The organism is Cyanobacteria bacterium FACHB-DQ100 (genome assembly GCA_014695195.1).
Taxonomy (GTDB): Bacteria; Cyanobacteriota; Cyanobacteriia; order Leptolyngbyales; family Leptolyngbyaceae; genus Leptolyngbya.
On sequence record JACJNW010000028.1, the window covers coordinates 765415 to 783136 of the forward strand.

Genomic DNA, 17722 nt, shown 5'->3' on the forward strand with positions numbered 1-17722 from the left:
AGTCAGCATTTACCGCTTCCTTGCAATCTGATAGGCAGAAAGGTTGAAAAGCTGAATCTTGCCCTCGAATTGCTGGTTGATCGCACTCCGCAACCCCAGAAACAACGCTTCTCGCGTCGGTGCATTCAAAGCGATGTACGGCGAATAGCTGCTTAGAAGCTCCAAATAACGATCGACCTCATAAACCCGATCACAATCGATCGTTTCCGTTACTGGAGCCTCAAATAGTCCTGAATCACCGATTAACTTTCCAAGCCCTTGCAAAATCTCTTCCTGAGTGTCCTTGCCCTCATACTGGGGAGCGATCGACGGTGCGATCTGCTGATAAACCTCATCCAGTACCCGATGCACTTCACGGCTCGGCTCAAGTGGCATATTCCATAGCAACACCAAAGCACCATTGTTTTGTAATGCTTCAGAGGCTTTCACATACTTGATATCAGATGCAATCCAGTGCCAAGCATTTGCCGCGAGTACAATCTGATACTTTCCAGACTCAACCTGCCACTCTTCAAAGGTCTGAGGAATAATGTTCACCTGCGGATAAGCGGCACAGTTCTGCTGAGCTAATCGGCAGAACTCCAAATTCGGCTCCACCGCATCGATCGCATATCCCAACCGAGCAAAATCTACTGTCGCCACGCCCGATCCGCAACCGACTTCCAGAATTCTCGATTCAGGCGACAACTGAGCAACCTCAACCACTCGTTGAATCAACGCTTCTGGATAGCGGGGTCGTGCTCGATCGTAGGCTTCCACAACCGGAGAATACCAAACCTTCCGCTGCTCCAGATCTTTCGTCGAATACTCGTTGAGAACTTCTACCCAGTTTGACATGATATTTAAGCAGAATGCTCCTCTTCGAGTCGGCGCTGATGCAGTTCGGGAAGCTGCCACCAAGCCAAATCCGGGCGCTCATGATGCTCTAAGTGATAGCCAAAATGGTAGCAGCTAAGAAACGACCAGAGCGGCGACCAGCTCGTACTCTGTGAACGGCTTTCATTCTGATATCCGCCTACCGGCTCACGATGCGGCAAGAAGGTTCCAAAAAAGAACAGTTGAACCGAACTCAAAATTGATGGAATCGCCCAAAACAGGGTTAGATTTGCTTCAGGAATGTGAAATAAGCGATGTGCAATGTGGAAAATTGCAACCAGTCCAAAGATGCGCGTCCAGCTCCAGTACCGCACCATGAAATAGGAATACCAGGCAAAGAAATTTTTGTGTTGACCGTCATGGAAATCAGGATCAGACTCAGAAGCAGGATGGGCATGGTGTTGCCAATGCGTCCGAATCATTTCTTTCAATGAAAACAACGCATAAACGCGGAGTGCAACCGAGCCAATAAAGTCATTCAGTTTACGATCGCTAGGAGAAACAGCGCCGTGCATCGCATCGTGAGCCGTAATGAATAATCCGGTATACAAAAATGTCTGTAGCGCGATCGCTGCAATCTTTACAAACAGCGGCATCGAGTTGACATCGGTAGTGAGCAAAATTGTCAGGCTCGCAGCCCACACACCAATAACCGAGAGCGCAACGAAGACACCACGATCGATGTCGATTCCAGAATCATGTGTAGACCGAATCGGGGCGGAACGAAAAGAAACCACGGGATAACTCCACAAACATTCAGAATGAGCGGCAAATTTCCACAGGTGCTGCTTCAACACAAACGCTTTGCAAATATTAACATTCTTAGGCGGTGTTGTAGAACTTGATCAGACAAAGACCGAGCTTTTAACAAGAAACTTTCTAAATAAGTTTTTGTTTTACCATGCAGAAACAGCAATGAAATTGCATTACATGACAGCTTAGAAACTTAACGACACAATGCTATCTCTCTGAGGGGCGAATCTCTACTCTGCCTTGAAACTTAAGCCTTTTCGCGTATCTCTAAATATTAACTAAATCTGCTTATTTCGCCGATTAACTATCAAAATCTAACGCAGGTTAGACGAATTTGATAGGATTCAAACCACACTAAAAGTACGCTTTATCTCAATGATTGTTATGGCTTCTACAGTAATTATCACAGGCGCATCTCAAGGAATTGGGAAAGCCACTGCCCTCCGCTTCGCTCAAGGTGGCTACAACCTTGTATTAGCATCCCGTAACGTCGATCGCCTCAACGCCGCTGCTCAAGAATTAAAATTAATCGCGCCCAGGGTTACGGCAATTCCAACCGATACCCGCGATGCAGACCAAGTAAAAACACTGATCGATCGAGCTATCTCTGAATACGGATCGATCGATGTGTTAGTGAATAATGCAGGCGTTTATATCTCAGGGCCTGCCGATAGTTTTACGCTCGAAGATTGGCATACGGCAATCGATACAAATCTGTGGGGATACATTCACACCATTCACGCCTTGTTACCGCATTTCCTCTCAAAAGGAAGCGGCACGATCGTCAACGTTTCATCTTCAGGGGGTAAGGTTCCTATCCCTTACCTTGTGCCTTACTCGGCCTCTAAGTTTGCTGTAACCGGACTCACTCAAAGCTTACAATCTGAACTTTCCCCCAAAGGGATTACCGTCTGTGGCATCTATCCGAATTTGATCAAGAGCGACTTCATGGAGCGGGCAATTTTTCGCGGCAAGGATGAAGAAGACGTGATCGCTCGTCGCAAGCAACTAGAGCAAGTTCTCAGCGTCCCAGTCGTCGAGAAACCAGACGATGTAGCGAAAGCAATTCTAGACGCTGTAAAACATAAAAAGACTGAAGTGATTGTTGGGTCTGCGGGAGCCTCAGTGTTCTCAAATCGACTGTTTCCAGACCTCTTACAGTGGGTGATGCGGCGGACGTTCAAAAACAGCGACAAAGATTATTAGGCTGTAACCCCAGATTCGAGCGGTCTCCAGTCTGTTAATTGTGAGACCGTTTCAAGCAGTTCTGTCAGTTGGTAAGGTTTGGTAATAAAGGTGTGAAAGCCCGCACTGACCGCCTTATTTTGCGCCTCAATCGCAACCCAAGCCGAAACCGCGATCGCAGGAATCTGACCGCCTTGCTCTGGAGGTAGGGTGCGGATCTGGCGAATTAGCTCGTAGCCATCGATATGAGGCATTGCCAAATCTGCAATCAAGATGTCAGGCTGCGATCGTAGTTTCTGCATAGCTTGATCTGCACAGAAAGCGGAAGTCACATCAACCCCGTGCATTTCAAGCAGTGTGGTTAACAGAATTATAGAGTCCAAGTCATCGTCAACAATCAGAGCGCGAAGTGGCGAGCTAGAAAGTAAATCATTCATGGGGTCTTACCGCGTATCCCTACTATAGATACTTAATTCTGAGCGGGAAATAAAGAAAATCTTAAGATATCTTATGCTTTCGTGATGTTTTGTACGATAAGCAAAAGTGCTTACTCAGACTTTATGAAAAATAGCAAGGTGGAAAAGCGGACAAGCAGTGCCATTAACCTCATCAGGCGCTTGGTATTCGAGCTAGTTTAACTCAAATCCTCCTCATGGGTCTCTATCGAGCAAGATTTAGCTTAGGTCATTCTAGCGCTCACTCAAGGTTACACAGTACACAGTTTAAGAGAATTCCCCTGTAATACAGACGTGATTCTTACGTTATCACCATTGCAACGTTGGCGTTTCTGCTGAGCAGTCGCGGGCTATTCGCCTTTCAAGCGAATCTCTTTCCATGGATATACCGCAGTAGAGAAGAACTCAATTCCCCCGGTAGAGATAGTGTTTGGGCGCGATCGATACAAATAATAGAAGGATTAACCCCAACCGTGCGCCTCACTCCTGTCACCATGTCGCCCTCAGAAAAGCCTCTCCTCCGTACCGAAATCGTTCAACCCCCTGCGGATCGTGCAACCGCAGACTCGCAAATTGTGCAGGATGCCTCGCTCCTGCTCGTACCGATTTGTTTCGTTGCGATTTGGGCAGGCGTTGTGTGTATTATTGCCGACACCTGGAAACTCAGCCGCAAAGAAGTCAAAACCAATCGCCAGCTTGCCCAGTATCCGTGTAAGAAGTGCCAATTCTTTAATAACAATCCCTACATGAAATGTGCAGTTAATCCGCATAGCGCGATGACCCCTGCGGCAAAGGATTGTTTAGATTTTCGATCGCGCCATTCTAAGCAAGCCCAGCCCTATCATCGCTAAAACTTCTTTGTGCATTGTCAAAATTTAGAAGACTTTGCCCATACTGATCCTTGAAGCAAAGATAAAGTCTTATTGCTCTCATGGAACAATATAAATAAGGTGGTTAGTATGGGTTTTCAGACGGTTGCTCCAAGCCCGGACGCAGAACTGTTCAGTCGAGTCACGTCTTGGGTGCGGCGATCGCAACACTTGTCTGGAATTCTTGAAGCAGCCGTAACTGAAATTGGTCAGTTTCTCAATTGCGATCGCGTCAAGATTTACCAGTTTCAAGCCGATGAGACCGGGCGGGTCGTTGCGGAGTGGATTCGAGAGCAGCGCTTACCATCACTGCTTGGATTAACCTTTCCCGCAGATGATGTTCCACCCCACGCTAGGGAACTATTTGTCAAAGCGCGAGCGCGATCAATGGTGAATTTAGCCGAGCGCCAGATCGGACAGAGTGGAATCGATCCGGCAGCACCAGAGGAAATTCGCTATCGTCCGCTTGATCCTTGCCACGCGGAATATCTCACGGCAATGGGCGTTCAATCGTCTCTAGTGATTCCGATCTTGCAGGAGACAGTGCTGTGGGGATTGCTAGTTATCCATCACGTCGAGCCGCAGACGATCGCCGAAGAGCAAATTGAAGCGCTACAACTGGTGGTCGATTTGCTCACTGTTGCGATCGCGCAATCGACGCTGACCGAGAAAGCCCGCGCTAAGGCAGCGCGTGAGGCAATGCTGAATCAAATTAGTGGATTACTGCACTCGCTATCTACGATCGAACTCCAAGCTGCATTAGAGAGTACGGTTGCTGCGTTTAATGGTTCCGGGGGGCGGTTGTGGGTCTACGCCGAATCTTTGGCAGCGATTCCGCCTCGCAATCCGCAGCTTCCGAGTAATTGTGTCCGGCTATTTCAGGCAGGGAGCCAGCCAACAATGCCTGAAAATGCGCCCTTTGCACTGCTTGAAGAATATAGTGCCTGGAAAGATCGATTTCAGCATGAGCAAGCGCCCATTTGGGAGATTGCAGATCTCTATAAAGAATCAAGTTTGCGGAACCTCCAGCCTGCATTCCGATTCACCAATATTCGCGGCTTATTGGTCATTCCGCTCTGGTACCGACGGCAATTGTTAGGATATCTCACTATATTTCGTGACGAGATCGAAACAGAAATTCTCTGGGCAGGAAGAGTCGATCCCGATCATCGACAACTCTACCCGCGTCAGTCGTTTGAGGTCTGGCGCGAATCTTGCCGAGGAAAAATTGAGCCTTGGACGGCGACGGATTTAGAATTTGCGGGTGCGATCGCGCAGCAATTTGCAACCGCGATTCAACAATACGAGACGCATCAAAAATTGCAGGCGCTCAATGCCAGCTTGGAACTACAGGTGCAAGAACGGACTGCCCGACTGGAGCAAGCAACCGAGCAGCAGCGCATTTTATTTAATGTCGTCACGAATATGCGGAAGTCGCTCCAGGTTGAGACGATTTTTGCAACCGTCACTCAAGAACTGCGAGGATCGCTCAGCGTCGATCGAGTTTGCATCTATCAGTTCGACTGCAGCAGCGAGTACAATTGGGGAAAAGTCATTGCCGAGGATGTCGGGACAGAGTTTCCAGCGATTCTAGGTTTGGATGTGGAAGACCGTTGCTTCGACGAGATGTATCCGCGCAATCGACAGGGGCGCGTTAGCTCGATTTCCGATGTGAATCAGGTTGAATTTCAGCCTTGTTATCGGGCCTTACTCGATCAATTTGAGATCAAAGCCAACATTGTTGCACCGCTTTTACGAGGCAATTTGCTGTGGGGCTTACTTTGCGTGCATCAATGCGATTTTCCGCGTCAGTGGACAGCTGCCGAGATTCGGTTTGTGAGTCAGGTTGCAGTGCAATTAAGCATTGGGATTGAACAAGCGGAGTTGTTGATTCAAACGCGCCAGCAGGCAAAGCAACTAAAGGACGCGCTTTCTACTTTGAAACAAACTCAGAGCCAATTAATTCAGACTGAGAAAATGTCCAGTTTAGGTCAATTGGTGGCGGGTGTTGCTCATGAAATTAACAATCCGGTTAACTTTATTCACGGGAATCTCAGCCATCTCAGCATCTATACGAACAACCTCCTGAGTATGATTGATGCGTATCAGGCATACTATCCTAATCCTGGAGCGGAGCTTTTAGACCAAGCCAGCGAGATTGATTTGGAGTTTTTGCGCGAAGACTTACCTAAGATCATTGCTTCAATGCAAGTTGGAACTGAGCGAATTCGCCAGATTGTCCTATCGCTGCGGAACTTCTCTCGGCTTGATGAAGCGGAAATGAAGGCAGTGGATATTCATGAGGGAATTGATAATACGCTAATGATCTTGCAGCATCGGCTCAAATCAGACAGCGCCTCTCGCGGAATTAAGGTGATCAAAAACTATGAAGCTTTGCCTTTAATTGAATGCTATGCCGGACAACTCAATCAGGTATTTATGAATATTCTGAGTAATGCGATCGATGCGCTCGAAGAATCGGATCAAGAAGTGCCAACACTTTGGATTACGACAAAGCGAGTTGAGGGCGATCGCGCTTTGATTTCTGTTCGGGATAGCGGCAAGGGGATGGGAGCGGAGACCCAAGCTCAAATCTTTGATCCCTTCTTTACAACAAAGCCGATCGGGAGAGGAACGGGGATGGGGTTGGCAATCAGCTATGAGATTGTGGTGCAAAAACACAGGGGTTTGCTAGAGTGCCGCTCTCAATTGAATCAAGGTACCGAGTTTTGCATTGAGATTCCGATTTGCCAGAAATAAGCAAGAGCGATCGTAAACTCGATCGCTCTTGAATTTGCACTAGCCCGTTGTCCGACGAACGTGATCCAAAATTCGCTGTTTACGCTCTAGAGAGCTTGCAGGCAAAGGTTTGCTAAAGTCGTTGGTACTGCGGGATAGGTGTTCCATGATGCGCTTTTTGCGATCGTCCATCTGTGCCATGTTGTTACTCAAAGATTGCGAACGATCTTCATTCTGCCGCAATTATTCAGGGTTTTGATATTGTGGGTTTAATGGAATCGCTCTCTGACAGAGATGCCGTAAAGCCTTTGAGAGCACGCTCAATCGTTGATTGAAAGCACTTCGGCAAGACGAATCAAAGTCGATTCGTCTTGCTCAAAATTCAACTATTTCGTTCAGCTATTTCGACAGTTCGATCGATCGTTTAACCAATCCTTCTGCCGTGATGCCGTTAACTGCCATCAGTTCCCCAGCCGTTGCAGTCGTTTCACCCCGCTTCCAGGCAAACGTATCGCGCTTCGCGGTACTCCGGAGCATAATCGGCTCTAGCATTCCGCTTGCACCTCCTGTCACCCCGATCAGTGCGTCGCCACCGAACAAGGTTTCAAACGTTGCATCGTCGATAAATCCGCCATCTGGATCTGAGCAAATCTCCCAAGCGACATCACTGGCACGATACAGCCGTCGCGGATTCACCACTGACACAATTCGCACTCCAAACCCTTGCGATTCCAAAGTCGAAGCGGCAGCAAACACAGGGTTAAGCGTCATATCCCCGATCACCGCAAACACGATCGTTTTCGATCCCGTAGATTCATGCAGCACGATCGCACCCTGCTCGATCGCTTGTCGAGTCTGCTCAAACGTTGTCCGAATCGGTAACGGTGACTTACTTGCGGTAATCACAATTCCTTTATTTTTCGTCGTCAGCGCCCATTCGTAACAGGCTTGAATGCTGTTCGCATCGGGTGGGAACAACGGAAATACGTTGCCGTTTCGCATCATTGCAGCAAAATACGCTTCGATTTCGGGGCGTTGGTGTGTCCAGCCATTGCGACCTTGCTCTAATGCGCCAGCCGTAAATAAGGTAATGGTCGAAGGTGTAGAACGGCGTAATTCTGCCATCGCTTGCGTCACCGTTTGCCAAATCGGTAAACCATTGATCGCAAACGATTCATAAGAACACCACAGCGATCGACTTCCCATGAGTGCCAATCCTGCTGCCAGTCCCGCACAAGCATCTTCACTCAGCGGCTCATACACTTGACCATTCGGCGCTTGATGGTAGAGCGAATCTTCAGTCGGGTGAATAATCTTCAGCGCTTGGTTAATATTGGCGATTCCCGAAGCTTCGTTTCCGTCTGCATTGGTGACGAGAAAAGCACGATCGACCTGGCCCACATGCCCCACCAATCGACCCATTGCCGTGGTTGAAACCTTAGCATCACCCCCAACCGCATATTCTTCAAGCGGCAACTGTCCTAAGTCTGGTAGAGTGCGCTCAAATTCAGTCACGACCGTTTTACTTGCCGATCCGCCGCCGGCTCGTTCACAGTTCGATCGCACCAGTTCCCAAGCTTCTGGAGTTAGAGCACGGGCTTTCAGTGCAGCGATAATGTCTTCGTTCTCCAAAGTATGCTGTGCGTAAAGGTTGTGAGACTTCGACCCTTTAGCGTGAACCCCTGCGCCTTTAAGCTGCTTGATGATGAACACCGTTAACTGACCGCCGAGCGCTAGTGTTGCGGCTTTGTCGGCAGCAGTCAGAACGGCGTTCGCGAACTTGATGCGCTGTTCCAGCGAGAAAACGGTGCTATCAACGTAATCGCTGGGTTGATTGCGATCGTCAAAATCCTTCGCATCCACCAAGATCACATTCTCAAATCCGTTGCCCTTCCAGTATTCGATCATTTGCTCGTTGGTTTTGAGCGAGACCATGCTGTGATGCTCTTGCGAATAGCCGTTCCACACCAGCACCGGAAGGAAATTCGTCACGCCTGGAAATGCCGTATTGAAGTGCGCCATCGAACTCATGATGTACGGCTCACCCAAGCCTCCGTCGCCCACCGTGAACGGGAAAAGTTTATCGCGGTGTAACAGCGCGGCTGACATTGCGAAGTGTTGTCCCTGACCGAGCGGCCCTGCGGGCGCAAGAATGCCTGGAATAAAACCGGACAAGTGACCGAGCAAACCATGTTTTTCGCGGAAGCGATCGCGCAGTTGCTGAACGGTTTCGATGCCCATATCTTCGAGGGAGCGATCGAGGAACATAGCGCTATAAAAGCCCGGTGCGTGGTGTCCGACTTCGGTAATGATATTTTTGTGACCGAGCATCACGAATGCAGCATAGGCTTCGGCTTGGCTTGCAAACCCGCCCGGATGACCCGACGCTTTACTTGCAGTCATTTGCAGAATCAAGTAGCGCAGCGCGTCCGCAGCCAGAAGCGTTTGATAGCCTGCGGTCGGATCGGTTGGATCAGAAATAGCGGTTTGTCCGATTGCGATCGCAGACGTTTTGCCATACGTCTCAAACCCTGGCACTGTATCGCTAAAGTATTGAATGCCTTCGGTAAAGGCGGGTTTGGTAGACGTTGGATTGGGAGTCACTGCGGTCATGCTTCACCTGCTACATCTGTAAATAGGGTCTAGACACTCTATGGTACACAGGCAATGGACGCTTGAGAATAAAGTGCAGTCGTCGGTATACCATAGATTTTTATTGATGCTGATTTCGCGAAGGATAGAAAACGAAGCAGCGCTCTATGCGAAAGGTGCGATCGCATCAAAAGAAAATGCTACGCTCTCAACGGTAAAGGAGCGCGAATGTCATGTCTCAAATCTCAATTTTCCTAAAAGATCTTTTCCGATTTATGCGGGCCTATTTTATCTATTTATTGCCGTCTGTATTCATTATTTATCTAGTTTTGGAGTCCTATCAAATCGATTTTCGTCCTTATTACATTGCAGGAAAATCGGTTCTCTACGGTTTAGATCCATATATCAATCATGTGACAAAACATCCTGAGTTCTTCGTTCCTGTGAATGCAGGAGAAGCACCTATGTCGGGATTTATTTACTTACCGATCGCCGCTTTATTTTTCACACCGCTTGCCCTATTTTCTTATTCAACGGCAAAGATCATCTACAGTTCGTTTATCTTAATTCTATTGTGGCTTCTTTTATTTGAGTTAGTTCGTCGAAGCAATTTCAAAATTAAAGGAGAAGCACTACTATTTGCGATGACTTCTTTTCCTGTTCTTGCTGCATTTGAGCGAGGACAAATTGATATTCTTGTTTGCTATCTCACAATTTTAGGTTTCTTTTTACATCAGCAACATCGCCAGAGATTTCTAGCGGGGGCACTATTTGGATTAGCTTTTTGTATTAAGCTATTTCCTGCGATCGCCATTCTCTACTTCATTGCAAAACGCCAGGTTAGAGTCGTTCTCTACTCATTTGCTTCGATCGTAGTTCTACTGCTTGCACCCCTACCTATCCTGGGAAACTCTATCTATACAAGCTATCTCAAACGGATGTTGCCCGGAGTATTTGGAGGAATTACAAGCGAAGTACCGATCACAGTACATGGACAAGCGGTGATTAATCGTGTTGTGATGTCAGTCGATAGCACTGGATTACGAGTTACGCATGATTTTGTGCATGGATTTATGAATCCATTTTTGCGAGGAAAGCCGATCGCATCTTTAACCGTTGGATTCATTGCCTTTTTAATTTTGATGTATTACCTAAGACGCGAATCGGCTGAACATCAGTTCTTTTCGATCGTTAATTGTATTCATCTGTTCAATCCGCAAACCTGGATTATGGGAATTGTTTGGTTTATTCCGCTGTTTGTCCACTTATTTGGAAAAGCGAATCATTTAGGAAAGTTTGTTTTAATTCTGCCGCTGTTTATGCCTCCATTTCTAAACAGCAGCGGAATGCTAGCATACGCCGTCACGCTACTCTTTGCAATTCCGCAAATGCGAGAAAAACTCCTTGCAAAAGATGACTATTATCAGTTGAATCAAGCCTAACGTGGCTGTTTCTCGGCTTGATAGATATAAAACTTGCCCATCAAGCCAACCGTTTCTAACTGAAAAGCAGGTAAATCCAGAAAAATCGGCAAATCTGGAATGATTGATCGCGTTGATAGTGTTGTGCTGTAGAGACTAAACAATCCGTAATTCTGGCGAGCAGTGCTTTGCAGAATCAGTCGTTTCACCTGTGCCTGATTCTCTTGCACAAATCGAGGACACTGACTACGAATAAATTGCGGTGCTTCTTTACATCCTTGAGTTTTAACCTGCTCTAGCGCAAATTCGCCGAAAGCTGCTTCATCAGGATTGGTCAGAACCATGAGTCCTGCAAATCCAACCACACCTAACCCCAACACACCTAGGACAATTTGAGAAGTTTTCATCACACACCACTTCGACTGTCGATCCAAGTTCTTTCGACGTTGTATCACGTTTACAAGTTCTCTGAATTTTTCATCAATCTTCGTTTCTTGTGCTATACTAAGTATCGCAATGGCGAGCGTAGCCAAGTGGTTAAGGCAGAGGATTGTGGTTCCTCCACTCGGGGGTTCGAGTCCCCTCGTTCGCCCTAGTTCTAGAGATTCCCGGTTTAGCGATGGACTAAATCGGGACTAGAACTAAGACCAAAAAAGAATATCTTGGAATCGGGTTAATCATCATCCTTATTGGGTTGTGACAAAAATCAGAATATCTGTGACAGAAATTTTGTCACAATTGTCACGGCTAGAGGGCTTGCTGGATAAGGGTTTCAGAAAGCCGTGACAAAGTCCATTTTCATTCTGTCAAAGCTAGAAGCATTGCTGCACACAGGTTTCAGCTACTTTGTGACAAAAATTGCGATTTTTTTGCTCAAAATTTCCGAGTTTTTTATCTGGAGTTGGTACAGGCTGTATCCCTAATAAAAAACTAATCTTTTATAGAAAATGTTGTCTTTTTTGTCACAGGTAAGCCCAAACCTTTGTAGGGTAAGAGTTTGGGGTATGACAAAAGTGTGATAAAACGAGACAGTATTTTTGTCACAGCTCCTAAAATGCCCACGGCGCAAGAGTTGTAGCTGTGACAAAAATTTGTCACAGCTATTCAATCTCTCCAATGACGATCGACGCTTGGCTTATTCTTCTGCTGATGCTTGGGTTAGTGGCTTGGGGGATTCTCTCGGAGCGGCGGGATTTGGGGAAGTGATCAATTGAAGGCGCGATCGCAAGTTCAATTCTTCACAACCTTTGCTGGAACAATTCTGTAGGACTAGAACATTGCAGGCTTCGGTTTGCTAAGGGTGTTTGTGTTAAATGCTGGGAAGCTAAAACAATTACGAATCACCTTGGACTCTACGCTGCCCTCTTTTTCTCATGAAGCAAACCTTACACTTCGTATCAAAAAGAACATTTTATTTGAATTTAGTATAAATTTAAACAGATCTTAAGATTCCTAGTTCCTCCTTGGGAACGTTGACAGCACGCTGTCACGGTGCTAAAGGCTCTTGCTGGTCGAATCTTGGTTCAATCCTTGGTAATTCCGGCCTTGATTGATCTAACTCATCAGCAGATTAGTCCCCCTACTCTGTTGGCTTTGACAACTTTGCTTGACTAACCCTCATGATCTACCTCCACTCAGGAATAGCTCGTCGAATAAAGCCAGGACGGCTAGTTGTGTTCCCCCTAAAACTCTTAGGAGGTTAGAATGACTTCGGTTAGTTCTCACTTTCAAAACAGTGAGCAAGATTCAAGCCAATCTTGCTCGAAGCTAGCAGCAATATCCCAGCGGTGTCTTGCTGAGTGCCAGAAAATTAATCAAGCCCTACAGCAGGAATTAAGCGCTTGTGAGCGATCGAAGACAGCATTAGAGCAGTTACTTCAGGCAATCGTTGAGCTAACCCCCTTACCAATTGCTCTGGCCTGTACAGAGAATCATCAAATTCTGCTGAAAAATGAACTCGTGCAGCCTTTATTCGGCATTCCAGATAGCGAGATTTTTGACAGGATCGAACCTGAGTATTACGCCAATCCTGCTAACCATGCTCAAATCCTGAACAAACTGCAAGACAAGGAACGGTTGATTCGCTATGAGCTTCAGCTAAAAACAGCACAGGGGGAGCTTCGAGATACGTTAGTCTCCGCTCAGACCGTTGAGTATGAGGAGCAACCGGCAATCCTCTGGATCTGGACGGACCTAACGGAGCAGAGACAGCCCAGTGAGGCACCCCTAGCACAGAAAAAGCCAGAAACGGGGCTGCAACAGAGCGAAACTCAGTTCCGAGTAATTGCGGAGGCCGCTCCCATTTCCCTCACTGTTAGCCGTGTGACGGATGGACAGCTCCTGTATGCAAATCAACAGGCTGGGCAAACCTTTGGACTTCCTTGCAACCAGTTTGTCGGACGTACAGTCCTCGGTTTTTACAACAATGCCCTTGACCATCAAGCAATAGTTCAGCGACTTCTGCAAGAGGAATATATTTCTTACTATGAAGTGCAAGCTAGAAAAGCGGACAATACCCCCTTTTGGGCTGCTGGTTCTCTTCGACTCCTGACCTGGAATGATGAACCTGCGATTTTCAGTGCTTTTTATGACATTACAGAACGTAAACAAGCCGAAATTGCTCTCCAGGCACAGGCGCACCAGCAGGCTACAGTGGCTCAATTGGGGCAACTAGCACTTGAATCGAGCAATCTCGCTCAGCTACTGGACGAAGCGGTCACTTTGATTGCTCAAGTTCTTGGAGTCACGCTGTGTGGAATTTGGCAACAGCTTTCCAATAACAGTACATTGTTGCTGCAAGCTGGCGTTGGCTGGCAAGAGGGACTCATTGGGTCTACCCTCGTTGGCACCCAGTCCAATTCCCACTTGGGGTATGCACTTCTTACACAGCAGCCTGTGCTAATCAAGGACTTTCGGACTGACACCCGATTTAGTGGTTCGCCCCTATTACATAATCACCCAGTTGTGAGCGGTGTAAGCCTTTCCATTTCTGGTCAGTCCCAGCCATTCGGTGTTTTAGGTTGCTTTACAGATAAGCTTCGCACCTTCACACCAGACGATCTTCACTTTTTACAGGCGATCACCAACATCCTGTCTAATTTCATTTCGCGCCAGCAGTCAGAAGAACGATTGCATTTGATGGAGCGGGCGATTAACGCTAGCAGTAACGGAATTGTGATCACTGATGCCAATCAACCCAATAATCCAATCATTTATGTCAATCCAGCCTTTGAAGCAATTACTGGATACAAGGCAGCTGAAGTAATCGGTCAAAATTGTCGCTTTCTTCAAAGGGGCAATTTTGACCAACCTGCACTAGCCGTATTACGCTCTGCTATCAAGGCACAGGAAGAATGCCACGTGACTTTGCGAAATCACCACAAAGATGGCACGCTCTTCTGGAATGAACTGTATGTTGCACCAGTGTTTGATGCTGCGGGATGCCTGACTCACTTTGTGGGAGTACAAACTGATATCACTGAGCGCAAAGCAGCAGAAGAATTGCTGCGGCAACAGGAGGAACAGTATCGCCGCATCGTAGAGACGGCAACCGAGGGAATTTGGATGCTGGATGCAGACAGCAATACCAGTTTTGTGAATCAACAGACCGCGACCATGCTAGGCTACAGCCCCGATGAGATGCAAGGGAAGCCTTTGTTTGCCTTTATGGATGAGGAGGGCAAGACGCTTGCCAATCTTTACTTAGAACGTCGCCGTCAGGGTGTTTGTGAAATGCACGATTTCAAGTTCCGCCGCAAAGATGGAGCAGACTTGTGGGCCATCCTTTCCACGGCTCCCTTATTTAATGAGCAAGGGAACTACATTGGTGCCTTAGGGATGCTTACCGATGTAACCGATCGAAGACGAGCCGAGATGGCTCTGCGGGAAAGTGAGCAACGACTGAATAACATTCTTGGCTCACTCGAAGATGTGGTCTGGTCCGTTTCAGCCGCAACCAGGGAAACGCTTTATCTCAATCCTGCGGCGGAGAGGATTTACGGTCGGTCAATCGCAGAATTTTTTGACAACTCGAAACTATGGCTGGAGGTAGTTCACCCAGAGGATCAAAAGCGGGTTCGGATTACTGATAAAGCTTTGCTGAAGCAGAAAGGGTATGAATTGGAGTATCGAATTCTTCGACCTGATGGTAATGTGCGTTGGCTGCATGAGCGGTGCCACGTCGTTTATGATGCAGCTCGTAAACCCATCCGGATTGATGGCATTTCCACTGATATTACGGAGCGTAAGCAGCTGGAAGCCCAATTAGTGCATGAGGCTTACCACGATGCTCTGACTGGGCTGCCTAATCGGGTGCTGTTTATGGATCGGCTGAAGCAGGCGATCGCCCGCACGAAACGTCGCTCCAACCATCGATTTGCGGTGCTCTTTGTCGATCTCGATCGCTTTAAGGTGATCAATGACAGTCTGGGGCATTTAGTGGGCGATCAATTATTGATAGAGATTGCCAAACGCCTTGCAAGCTGTCTGGGTTCCGAGCAGACGATCGCTCGTTTAGGGGGAGATGAGTTTACGATTCTACTGGAGGCGATCAAGGACGAGAAAGATGCCACTCTGGTCGCTGAACATCTGCATCAGGCATTAAAATTACCGTTCAACTTGAATGGGTATGAGGTCCTTACCACGGCAAGTATTGGGATTGCATTGAGTGGGATAGGCTATACTCAGCCTGAGAACATGTTGCGTGATGCGGATACTGCCCTTTATCACGCGAAAGGAAAAGGCAAAGCTTGTTGGGCAGTATTTAATGCAGCGATGCACAGTCAGGCGATGTCGCTGTTGCAGCTAGAGATGCCCTTGCGTCGGGCAATTGAACGACAGGAACTTCAGGTCTACTATCAACCCCTTGTCTCACTCACTACTGGTCGGATTACTGGATTTGAAGCTCTCGTGCGCTGGCTGCACCCGGAGCAAGGATTAATTTCTCCGGCTCAATTTATCCCAGTCGCAGAAGAAACCGGACTGATTGTGCCGATTGGGCAATGGGTATTGTATGAGTCTTGCCGCCAGCTTCAACGATGGCAAACCCAATTACTCACAACTGCTGGATTGACCATGAGCGTTAACCTTTCAAGTAAGCAATTCGCTCAGCCCAACTTAGTGGAACAAATTAACCAAGTTTTGCAAGAGACTGGGCTAGATCCAGGCAATTTGAAGTTGGAGATTACTGAGAGCGGTATTATGGATAATGATGGATCTATGGCTCTTCTGCAACAGCTTCAGGCACTTGGGGTGCAATTGTGCATTGATGATTTTGGTACAGGCTATTCTTCACTCAGCCGGTTACGCCAGTTGCCGATCCAAACATTAAAGATTGATCGCTCCTTTGTTAGCGCGATGCAGGAATCAACAGCTGATGCAGAGATTGTCCAGGCTATTATCACTCTCGCTCACAATCTGGGAATGACTGTAATTGCAGAAGGAGTTGAAACGGCAGACCAATTAGCTCAGCTAGTCCGATTACATTGTGAACAAGGGCAGGGTTATTTCTTCGCAAAGCCCCTGAATTGCCAGGCAGCAGAAGCAATGCTGATTGCTGGTTCGCAGATGTAAAGGAAGCTTCTCCACCAATACCGCTGTTGGTGTTCTGTATTCTATTACATTCTGAATAGGAGAAGTCGCGGTTGAGATCAAGCGTTTTGATCCCAGCGTTGGCAGTTGGCGTTCCTTTAACGATCGTGTTCACCGGATTAATCTGCTACTCCTATCATCCGGTGCGCGCCTTTACTAACCGATAGGAATTGGTGCGCTCGATTCTCCCCGCATGGAACAAGAGCAATTCTCTACGGCTCCGAGTGCGATTAGCTACGTCCCACCAAGGACAGAGCAGCATAACGCTCCCGTCCACCCGCCACAGATAACCTCGAACTCAACATCAGTGGTTCGTCCGCTGCCGTGAAGTGTTAGCCCTCATTCACAGACTTAGGACTACTTGGCGCTATCTCTGGCGGGATTTTTCTTTTGGATTTCCCAGGGTCAATCCTGAAAAGTTTTGTGTTCGTGACTTAATTGTGAAGCTTTAGCGTCCGGACGCTGTAGCAGGAACAAGGGAAGGCGAAGGACTCACCCTATCTCCGGGACTCTCCATATTCCTTAGGCATAATCCTTCAGGTTCCCTAGGGGGAACCTCTAAAGCAAGGCGGGAGAAAGACTGATGAAAGGCAAGATCAAAATCGTTTTGGCTGTGTTGGCACTTCCCGCAATTTGGGCACTTGGAGCCAAGACGGGTAAAGGCAAGCTGTTTCGATGGTGGCTAATGCTGAGTCTGTATTATTCTCCTGTAACGATCCTTAAAGAGATTGCAAGAGACCCTCGCGACAGCAACAACACGACAATGATCTCGCAACCTGTAGATCGAGGGCAGCTTTTTGCCGACAGTTTTCAAGGACAGATTAAAGCAAGGTCGGCAGAAGGACTCCGCACAGAATACGCTTCGGAGGTTTTCTCTGCCTGGACTAATCAGTTATTGAATCACAGTGAAACCTTTAACGCTGCTTTTAACAATGCTTGTGCTGAGCTACAGGAATTCCAAGGAGACGCAAATAAAGCAGGATCTTTAGCTCACAGCGTTAATGGATACACAAGAACCCTCGATCAGTACGTTGTGTATAACCAGATCAAGTTTGACGCTGCAAAGCAATCGGGCTGTACACCCTAGTACCTCGCTAACCTCTCAGGTCTTCCATAGGGATCGTCCTTAAGGGTTGACGCACTTGAAACACGCTAACAAATTTCTCCCATGACGATCGAGGCTTAGCTTGTCCTTCTGCTGATGCTTGCGCTCGTATCTTGGGGAATTCTGTTGGAGCGGCGT

Annotated in this window: 12 protein-coding genes and 1 tRNA gene; 7 read left to right on the plus strand and 6 right to left on the minus strand. The window is 47.5% G+C overall.

The features are described 5' to 3' along the window. Nucleotides 1–9 precede the first annotated feature (9 nt). Entirely contained in the window at nt 10–837 is an 828-nt protein-coding gene (locus tag H6F51_14760; protein MBD1823746.1) for a class I SAM-dependent methyltransferase, read from the minus strand. A gap of 5 nt (nt 838–842) precedes the next feature. Then, complete coding sequence (locus H6F51_14765; protein ID MBD1823747.1) at nt 843–1613, minus strand: fatty acid desaturase; 771 nt, start codon at nt 1611–1613, stop codon at nt 843–845. A gap of 400 nt (nt 1614–2013) precedes the next feature. Between H6F51_14765 and H6F51_14770 the strand changes: the two genes are divergently transcribed. Further along, nucleotides 2014–2835: an SDR family oxidoreductase gene (locus H6F51_14770; GenBank protein MBD1823748.1), complete on the plus strand. Its 822-nt coding sequence runs from the start codon at nt 2014–2016 to the stop codon at nt 2833–2835. On the opposite strand, the gene H6F51_14775 is transcribed toward H6F51_14770, so the two are convergent. After that, complete coding sequence (locus H6F51_14775; protein ID MBD1823749.1) at nt 2832–3251, minus strand: response regulator; 420 nt, start codon at nt 3249–3251, stop codon at nt 2832–2834. The two genes, H6F51_14770 and H6F51_14775, sit on opposite strands and share 4 nt — an antisense overlap. A 341-nt stretch (nt 3252–3592) precedes the next feature. Here H6F51_14775 and H6F51_14780 point away from each other — a divergent pair, with 341 nt between their 5' ends. Together H6F51_14780 and H6F51_14785 are read left to right on the plus strand one after the other, a co-directional pair. Then, nucleotides 3593–4120 (plus strand): hypothetical protein, encoded by a 528-nt coding sequence (locus H6F51_14780; GenBank protein MBD1823750.1) that lies wholly within the window; start codon nt 3593–3595, stop codon nt 4118–4120. Nucleotides 4121–4228: 108 nt separating this feature from the next. Next, nucleotides 4229–6898, plus strand: coding sequence for a GAF domain-containing protein (locus tag H6F51_14785; GenBank protein ID MBD1823751.1), 2670 nt, complete (start codon nt 4229–4231; stop codon nt 6896–6898). Nucleotides 6899–6937: 39 nt separating this feature from the next. Here H6F51_14785 and H6F51_14790 read toward each other — a convergent pair whose 3' ends face one another. Both H6F51_14790 and H6F51_14795 read right to left on the minus strand, forming a co-directional pair. Then, entirely contained in the window at nt 6938–7078 is a 141-nt protein-coding gene (locus H6F51_14790; protein ID MBD1823752.1) for a hypothetical protein, read from the minus strand. A gap of 198 nt (nt 7079–7276) precedes the next feature. Beyond that, nucleotides 7277–9490, minus strand: a complete 2214-nt coding sequence (locus H6F51_14795) for a phosphoketolase (protein ID MBD1823753.1) — start codon at nt 9488–9490, stop codon at nt 7277–7279. Between the two features lie 212 nt (nt 9491–9702). Here H6F51_14795 and H6F51_14800 point away from each other — a divergent pair, with 212 nt between their 5' ends. Further along, a complete protein-coding gene (locus H6F51_14800; GenBank protein ID MBD1823754.1) occupies nt 9703–10911 on the plus strand; it encodes a DUF2029 domain-containing protein in 1209 nt (402 codons plus the stop codon). Here H6F51_14800 and H6F51_14805 read toward each other — a convergent pair. Further along, nucleotides 10908–11297, minus strand: a complete 390-nt coding sequence (locus tag H6F51_14805; GenBank protein ID MBD1823755.1) for a DUF4359 domain-containing protein — start codon at nt 11295–11297, stop codon at nt 10908–10910. The genes H6F51_14800 and H6F51_14805 overlap by 4 nt on opposite strands. 112 nt (nt 11298–11409) lie before the next feature. Between H6F51_14805 and H6F51_14810 the strand changes: the two genes are divergently transcribed. From H6F51_14810 to H6F51_14820, 3 genes are all read left to right on the plus strand, one after another. Continuing rightward, nucleotides 11410–11482: transfer RNA gene (locus H6F51_14810), tRNA-His, on the plus strand. 1112 nt (nt 11483–12594) lie between these two features. Beyond that, nucleotides 12595–16461, plus strand: coding sequence for a PAS domain S-box protein (locus H6F51_14815; protein MBD1823756.1), 3867 nt, complete (start codon nt 12595–12597; stop codon nt 16459–16461). A gap of 601 nt (nt 16462–17062) precedes the next feature. Continuing rightward, nucleotides 17063–17566 carry a hypothetical protein gene (locus H6F51_14820; GenBank protein MBD1823757.1) on the plus strand — a complete coding sequence of 168 codons (504 nt, stop codon included), beginning with the start codon at nt 17063–17065 and terminating at the stop codon, nt 17564–17566. Nucleotides 17567–17722: the final 156 nt, after the last annotated feature.